Raw genomic sequence first — 6,000 nt, 5'->3', positions numbered from 1 at the left:
TTCCACTTCCCAGGGGCTTTCTATTCCCAATAAATGATTGTAAAATTCTTCCAGAGTCTCTTTCATATCTTCAGTATCGTCATTTTGTCAGTTTTCCACACGGTTTCCTGAAGCGCCTTATATGTTAATCTTAATAGCGTACTTCTCCTCACTGCCATCTATTGGAATTCGTCCGAGTACGATGATGACCAGGCATCGGGCCAGCGTTTCAGCGATGGCGCCCAGGGAAACGCCTTAAAGGGCGCTACTACCAGAAGCGTTCGAGCAGTACGGGCTTTTTAACAATTTAAGAGATTGAGGAATTGTTCGGGAAGAATGGGAGGGGGGTGGACGCGTAGCGGTGGGCGCTTCACGGCAGGTGTTCGTTTCACACTGCCAGTGTGTGCTCTGCGACTTTCTTTCTCCGGGGAAAGAAAGTCGCCAAAGAAACGCCCGCCCCCTGCATCCCTGCCTCCGTTGAAATATTAAAAATTACGTTAACAGTTTTATCGGTTTTCAACATGCGCCGTATACAGTTTTCAGTGAAGTAGCCATCATTATGGATCTTCCAGGTGACGGCGGGCTTTAACGTTATTGCTTCTCTTTACTGCATGCGATGCCCTTCGGGGTGATTCTGTATTTCTGGAGGCGGCTGTTCGGTTTTCCGGGAATAGTCATTTCGATGAGACCCTGGGCCACCGCCGGTTGTTGATAACTCTCGCGAAAATGTTTTTCGTCCTTTAATCCGAGTTTTTCCTGAATCTGCTTTCGGGACAATTCGCCATCCATAATCAGAAGCATTTTTTTGACTTCGGGGGTGACTTGGGGTGCGACTTCGGGGGTTACCAATGGCCCGAGAGCGTCCAGTATCATCGCAAGCATGAACTCAATAAATGCTGAAGATTCCCCGTTTCTGGTACTGCTGTTTAAAGCCTCGTAGTAATCGGCCTGATGCTTATGGACTATATTCTCCACAGGAACATGGGCAAACAACGGGTTCCATTTGTAAAGAATCAAAGTTTGCCAGAGCCGCCCCATTCTGCCGTTACCGTCTTCAAAAGGATGTATAAACTCGAACTCGTAATGAAAGACCGAACTCGCAATCAAAGGATGCAGGTCTGTCTTTTGAAGCCACCTAATTAGATAGTCCATTAGTGACTGGACACGTTTCGCGGGAGGGGCCATGTGGACAATCGCCTCTCCGGCCATCACCCCGACTCCGCCGATTCTAAATGTTCCCGGACGATCAAGTAACCCTGTCATCAGGACGCGGTGCGCATACAACAGGTCATCCTTCGAACATGGATCCCATTTCTCGAAAATATCATAGGCTTTTATGGCATTGCGGACTTCCTGAATTTCACGAGGCAGCGCGACTACCCTTTTCCCTTCCAGTATCGCGGTGACCTGCTCTTCGCTGAGGGTATTGCCTTCTATCGCGAGAGAGCCCTGTATCGTTCGTACGCGGTTGATTTTTCGCAACCGCAGATTATCTGATACATCATCCAGGACCGAAAGGCGGCCTACTAATTGGGAAATTGCAGCAACACGCGATACGATCGCGGAGGAAATGGTAAAGGGAGGGATATGGTTTTCTTTCATACAACCGCCAGGCAATTCCTTTATGCAAATACCATCGTTTCCACTTCCACATTAGTCTCGGTGGGAATTTCCAGGCCTGCCTCTTTCATCCCCTCGATATGGAATAGTATCGCCTGGTATATGAGCTCCTCGGTTTCATTCCGCGTATCGGCCATTGCCACGCATCCGGGCAGCGCCGGGACCGATGCGCTATACCCATCCCCGGTTTTTTCAATTATTACGATATATCTGTACATCATCCGCCTCACTATAATGCTATCTGTGCCTGTTTCAATATGCTTTTCAGCATCTTAGGCCCTATTGTTTCCGTGATCCCATGATGAGCGATCGTTACCAATCCCTTTTTTACCGGATGTTTATATTGCCGATGGCTTCCTCGCTGTCGTGAAATATACCACCCGTCATTTTCTAAAACCCTCAGCAATTCCTTATAAGTCATTATCTCATCACCGTCAATTAGTAATATAATTATCTATACGGGAGAGCACCCATTAATGTGAGCGAATTTTTTCTTTTTTCAAGCTATGATCGACCGGATAGTTACCAAATAATTGCCCTAACCGGCTTTCCGACCCTAACGCGGCGGACATTTTATTATTGACACACGCCATCACCGGGCAATAACTGACATATGAGTCTAAAATCACCGATCCGCCGCTTTTTATGGTTCGTCAACTTCCAGACCATGATCAAGCTCACGCTGCGGTGGATGTGGTGGCGCGGGAACCGGGTGTTCTTCATCTTCGAGGGCAGGGAATATACCTACCGGGAGGTCTACGCCCGGTCCGTGGAATACGCGGATTTTTTCCTGTTGCGGCGCAAACTCCTCGTGGACGGGGGAAAGCTCGGAAAGAATGAACGTTTGTCCCTGGGCGTGTACATGGAGAACACGCCGGAATACCTGTTTGCCTCCCTGGCAGCGGGACTTGTAAACGCGGTCCTGTTCGCGATCAACACGGGGTTTCGGGGCGAGACGCTGGCGAGGGTTATCGAGCAGGCGAAGATTTCGTTTTTAATCGTCAATGAGAATTCCGCCGAAGAGGTCCGGAAGATCATAAAGGACCTGACCGTGATGGGCGAAGACGACGTCCTGTGCGCGGGCGCGGGCATGGATACCGGGAAAACCGGTTTCAGGAGCCTGGAGCACTCCATAGAAGAACGCGGCGCGAAGGCGCCGCGGTGCTACCTGGTCCGCGTCGACAACTTTAGCCCCCTCATCGTCATCTATACCTCCGGCACGACGGGAATGCCCAAGGGCGTCCCCTGTACGCACATCAAGCTCGTGGGCGCGGGCTTCGTCGTGCAGTTCGCCGTGAAGCTCACGAAGAGGGACCGTGGCTACATCTCTATGCCGCTGTTTCATTCCAACGCCTGGTATATCGGCATCCTGCCGCAGCTTATCGTGGGCGGGAGTTTCGTGCTCAAGAGGAGATTCAGCGCCAGCGCCTTTGAAAGCGACATGCTGGAACACGGCGTGACGTTTCTCAACTACGTGGGACAGCCGCTCCATTACATCATTGACGCCCTCGAGAAAAAATACGGGGGCGGAGACGCGATCGTGCGGGCCCTTGCCGCGCATCCTAAGAATAAATTCCGCGCAGCCTACGGGAATGGCGCATCGGTACCCGACCGCGAGAAGCTGACGCGCTACCTGGGCATGGAGCACATCTTCGAGATATACGGCTCGACCGAGGCCGTCATCACGACCGCGAACAGGCCGGGCGATCCCCTTGAGAGCGTGGGACGCGCCCCCGGGGACGTCGTTATTATCGGCGAAGCGGGGAACGAATGCCCGCCGGGCGTGGTCGACCGGAACGGCCGGTTGGAAAACTATGACGCCGCCGTGGGGGAAATATGCAGGAAGGTGGGCACGAACAACCTCCGGTTTGAAGGCTACTACGGCAACAAGGACGCCACGGTCAGCAAGTTTCGCGGGGGCATCTACCACTCCAGCGACCTGGGCCACGTGCGCGTCGTCGGGGGGAAGCGCTACCTTTTCTTCAACGGCCGCACCGACGACTGGATCCGGAAGGACGGCGAGAACTTTTCGGCGGAGAACGTGATGCAGTTCGCGCAGAACATCCCCGGCGTCGACATCGCCGTCGCCTACGGCGTCCCCTGCCCCGTCGCCGACGAGCACGTCATGATCACGGTCCAGCTCAAGAAGGACCACGCGTTCGATCCCGGCGCCGTGCATTCCTGGCTCATGCTCCAGCAGAAGGAGGGAGGCATGGACCCCAAGTGGATGCCGGATTATATCCGCGTTATCAGCTCATTTCCCGTAAACGACACGCAGAAGATCATGGTGAGGCCTTATAAGAAGGAGTATTTCAATATCGAGCGGAATCCCGGGATGGAGATTTATTTTCGCGAGCGGGGCGATACCGCGTATCGGATTCTCACCATGGAGAAGTTTTTAGAGATTAAGGAATTGTTCAGGAAGAATGGGAGGGGGTTGGACGCGTAGCGGGGAATGCTTCACCGCGCGTTTTCCATCCCCCTGGCAGGGGATGCTTTCACGAGAGAGAGAGAGGGGCCGCCCCCTCTCTCTCTCTCGTGGCTCTCTCTCGCGCGGTCGCTCAGGCGGCGCGACAGCCTGACGCCCGAACTCGCCTCGCCGGCTGTGCTGGACTCGGCTCACAGCCGGGCGCAGACGCGACCTCCTGTCGCGCGCCCGGCACTTGGACATCCTGTCCATCGCAACGGGCTGAACTGGTTGCTGTTTCCGTGGCGATCTAGGTCTTATCGGCAGTTCCGGATGTCCCGAGTACTGCTTTGATGTGCTCTTCCACCTTTTTGGGGACACGTTGCTAACAAGGCTTTGCTTGTTGAGGCGATCTATTAGGGTAATTTTCTCGGTATTCCGACCCTCTTTATTTGGGGATCAGGTTTCTATCCTTACAATACCGCGCTACCACCTCTTCAATAGTGGGCAAATCGTGCGGATACGTATTAATTTAATCGTGACTTGCTATAAAGATCATCATCAGTTTTAAAGTCGGTATCTGTGGGCTCTTTGCCTTGATCTTCAATATATTTCATAATCATTTCATCCGTGATGTGCCCTGAACTCGCCACGAAATATCCGCGAGCCCACATATGACGCCCCCAGAATTCCCGATTTAACCCCTTATACTCTGCTAAAAGCTTATATGCGCTCTTGCCCTTTATCAATTGTACGAGTTTACTCACCGATATGTCGGGTGGCGCTGATACAAATATATGCACATGTTCTCTCGACACATGTCCTTTGATGATTTCGACATCATTGGCCCGACATATCTCGCGTATCAATTCCCTGACGCGATTCGCGATTGGTCCCCTCAAGACCGGCAAGCGGTATTTCGTTATCCACACTATATGATACTTGATATCATATACCGCATGACTCAACTTACGCTAGTTTTCCATCCCGCAAGCATACTAAAGTCTTCGACTGAAGTCGAGGGTTTTACTCCCCGTATGGGACAATAAGCGGTTCCATTCGAAGTTGCACAACCCGATGAGATATACCACACCCTTTGAAATGTCTGCACAAATTTAATCCCCTCGCAACATTCTCAATATCGTCTCGTTACCCCGGAAAGGAAGCTACAGCTTCCTTTTTATTTCACGCTCGCGGGAAGCCTGATCCCGTCGATCTGGCTCATCGCCTCGATCTCCGCGACCTTCGCGCTGCGCGTTTCCAGGACCGCCTGATCGGCGGAATAGTCCAGCGCCTCACCGGCCTTGAGCGTCACCGTCTTCGATGTCTTCTTCATGGTAATCTCGATGCTCCCCTCCCTGACTGCGAAGGTACCCGCTTTTCCCTCCTTGCGTACCTGTCCCCAGAACTGGGTGCCGCGAATGGATGCCACCGCGGTAGGCGTTTCCACCCTGAGCCGCCGGCCCTTCTCGAGCCTGCCTACCTTCATGAGGATATTGCCGTCGTCGAATTTCAGGTGAATATCGTCACCCGTAACCGCGGTGAGGTCGACCTCGCTCTTCGCCAGGAGCCTGAGCCCCGCGTGCTCGAAAATGGCGAGGTCAATCATGGCGTCCTCCCCCGTGCGCACCCTGGCGGCCGCGGATATGGCGTCGTTCAGTTTGAGTGCGGTCCATCCGCCCGCCGCCCCCTGTTCCGCGCCCCCCACGAGCATGGACACCTTGATATCCCCGCGCCGTTCGCCCGGCCCGCAGGCAACCAGCGCCGCCGTCATCAACGCCGCCGCTGCAAACATGAAGCCCCCGGCCCCGCGTGTTACGCCTTTCATAAAATTACCTCTCTTTAATAGTATAATCTATGCGCGCGCCCGGGGCGTGTCAAGGGAGCGCGCTCTCACGCCCCCGCAAATAGTGCCGTTATGCCCAATTAATTGGTGTACTAATTCAGCACCCTATTATACAATTTTGTTGACAGTCACAACTACGCGGGAATTT

At 53.3% G+C, this 6,000-nt stretch carries 5 protein-coding genes and 1 pseudogene; 1 reads left to right on the top strand and 5 read right to left on the bottom strand.

What is annotated here, in order from left to right:
* Window positions 1-570 precede the first annotated feature (570 nt).
* The 3 genes from EPN93_17860 to EPN93_17850 are packed head-to-tail and all read right to left on the bottom strand — an operon-like array spanning window position 571 to window position 2,020.
* Window positions 571-1,581, bottom strand: coding sequence for a Fic family protein (locus EPN93_17860; protein ID TAL31659.1), 1,011 nt, complete (start codon window positions 1,579-1,581; stop codon window positions 571-573).
* A 20-nt stretch (window positions 1,582-1,601) separates the two neighbouring features.
* A complete protein-coding gene (locus tag EPN93_17855; GenBank protein ID TAL31658.1) occupies window positions 1,602-1,820 on the bottom strand; it encodes a type II toxin-antitoxin system HicB family antitoxin in 219 nt (72 codons plus the stop codon).
* Between the two features lie 8 nt (window positions 1,821-1,828).
* Window positions 1,829-2,020 (bottom strand): addiction module toxin, HicA family, encoded by a 192-nt coding sequence (locus EPN93_17850; protein ID TAL31657.1) that lies wholly within the window; start codon window positions 2,018-2,020, stop codon window positions 1,829-1,831.
* A gap of 192 nt (window positions 2,021-2,212) precedes the next feature.
* On the opposite strand from EPN93_17850, the gene EPN93_17845 reads away from it, so the two are divergent.
* Window positions 2,213-4,048, top strand: coding sequence for a hypothetical protein (locus EPN93_17845; GenBank protein ID TAL31656.1), 1,836 nt, complete (start codon window positions 2,213-2,215; stop codon window positions 4,046-4,048).
* 485 nt (window positions 4,049-4,533) lie between these two features.
* Here the strand turns inward: EPN93_17845 and tnpA are convergent.
* A pseudogene (tnpA, locus tag EPN93_17840) lies at window positions 4,534-4,992 on the bottom strand (IS200/IS605 family transposase).
* 194 nt (window positions 4,993-5,186) lie between these two features.
* Window positions 5,187-5,834 carry an iron dicitrate transport regulator FecR gene (locus tag EPN93_17835; GenBank protein TAL31655.1) on the bottom strand — a complete coding sequence of 216 codons (648 nt, stop codon included), beginning with the start codon at window positions 5,832-5,834 and terminating at the stop codon, window positions 5,187-5,189.
* Window positions 5,835-6,000: the final 166 nt, after the last annotated feature.

This window comes from Spirochaetota bacterium (assembly GCA_004297825.1).
In the GTDB taxonomy this organism is placed as follows: Bacteria; Spirochaetota; UBA4802; order UBA4802; family UBA5368; genus FW300-bin19.
This window is presented reverse-complemented; position numbering and strand designations above follow the sequence as displayed.

What these genes read in the sequence shown, in the direction of transcription:
- EPN93_17860 (TAL31659.1), bottom strand. Translation starts at nt 1,581, where the DNA reads ATGAAAGAAAACCATATCCCTCCCTTTACCATTTCCTCCGCGATCGTA.
- EPN93_17855 (TAL31658.1), bottom strand. Translation starts at nt 1,820, where the DNA reads ATGATGTACAGATATATCGTAATAATTGAAAAAACCGGGGATGGGTAT.
- EPN93_17850 (TAL31657.1), bottom strand. Translation starts at nt 2,020, where the DNA reads ATGACTTATAAGGAATTGCTGAGGGTTTTAGAAAATGACGGGTGGTAT.
- EPN93_17845 (TAL31656.1), top strand. Translation starts at nt 2,213, where the DNA reads ATGAGTCTAAAATCACCGATCCGCCGCTTTTTATGGTTCGTCAACTTC.
- EPN93_17835 (TAL31655.1), bottom strand. Translation starts at nt 5,834, where the DNA reads ATGAAAGGCGTAACACGCGGGGCCGGGGGCTTCATGTTTGCAGCGGCG.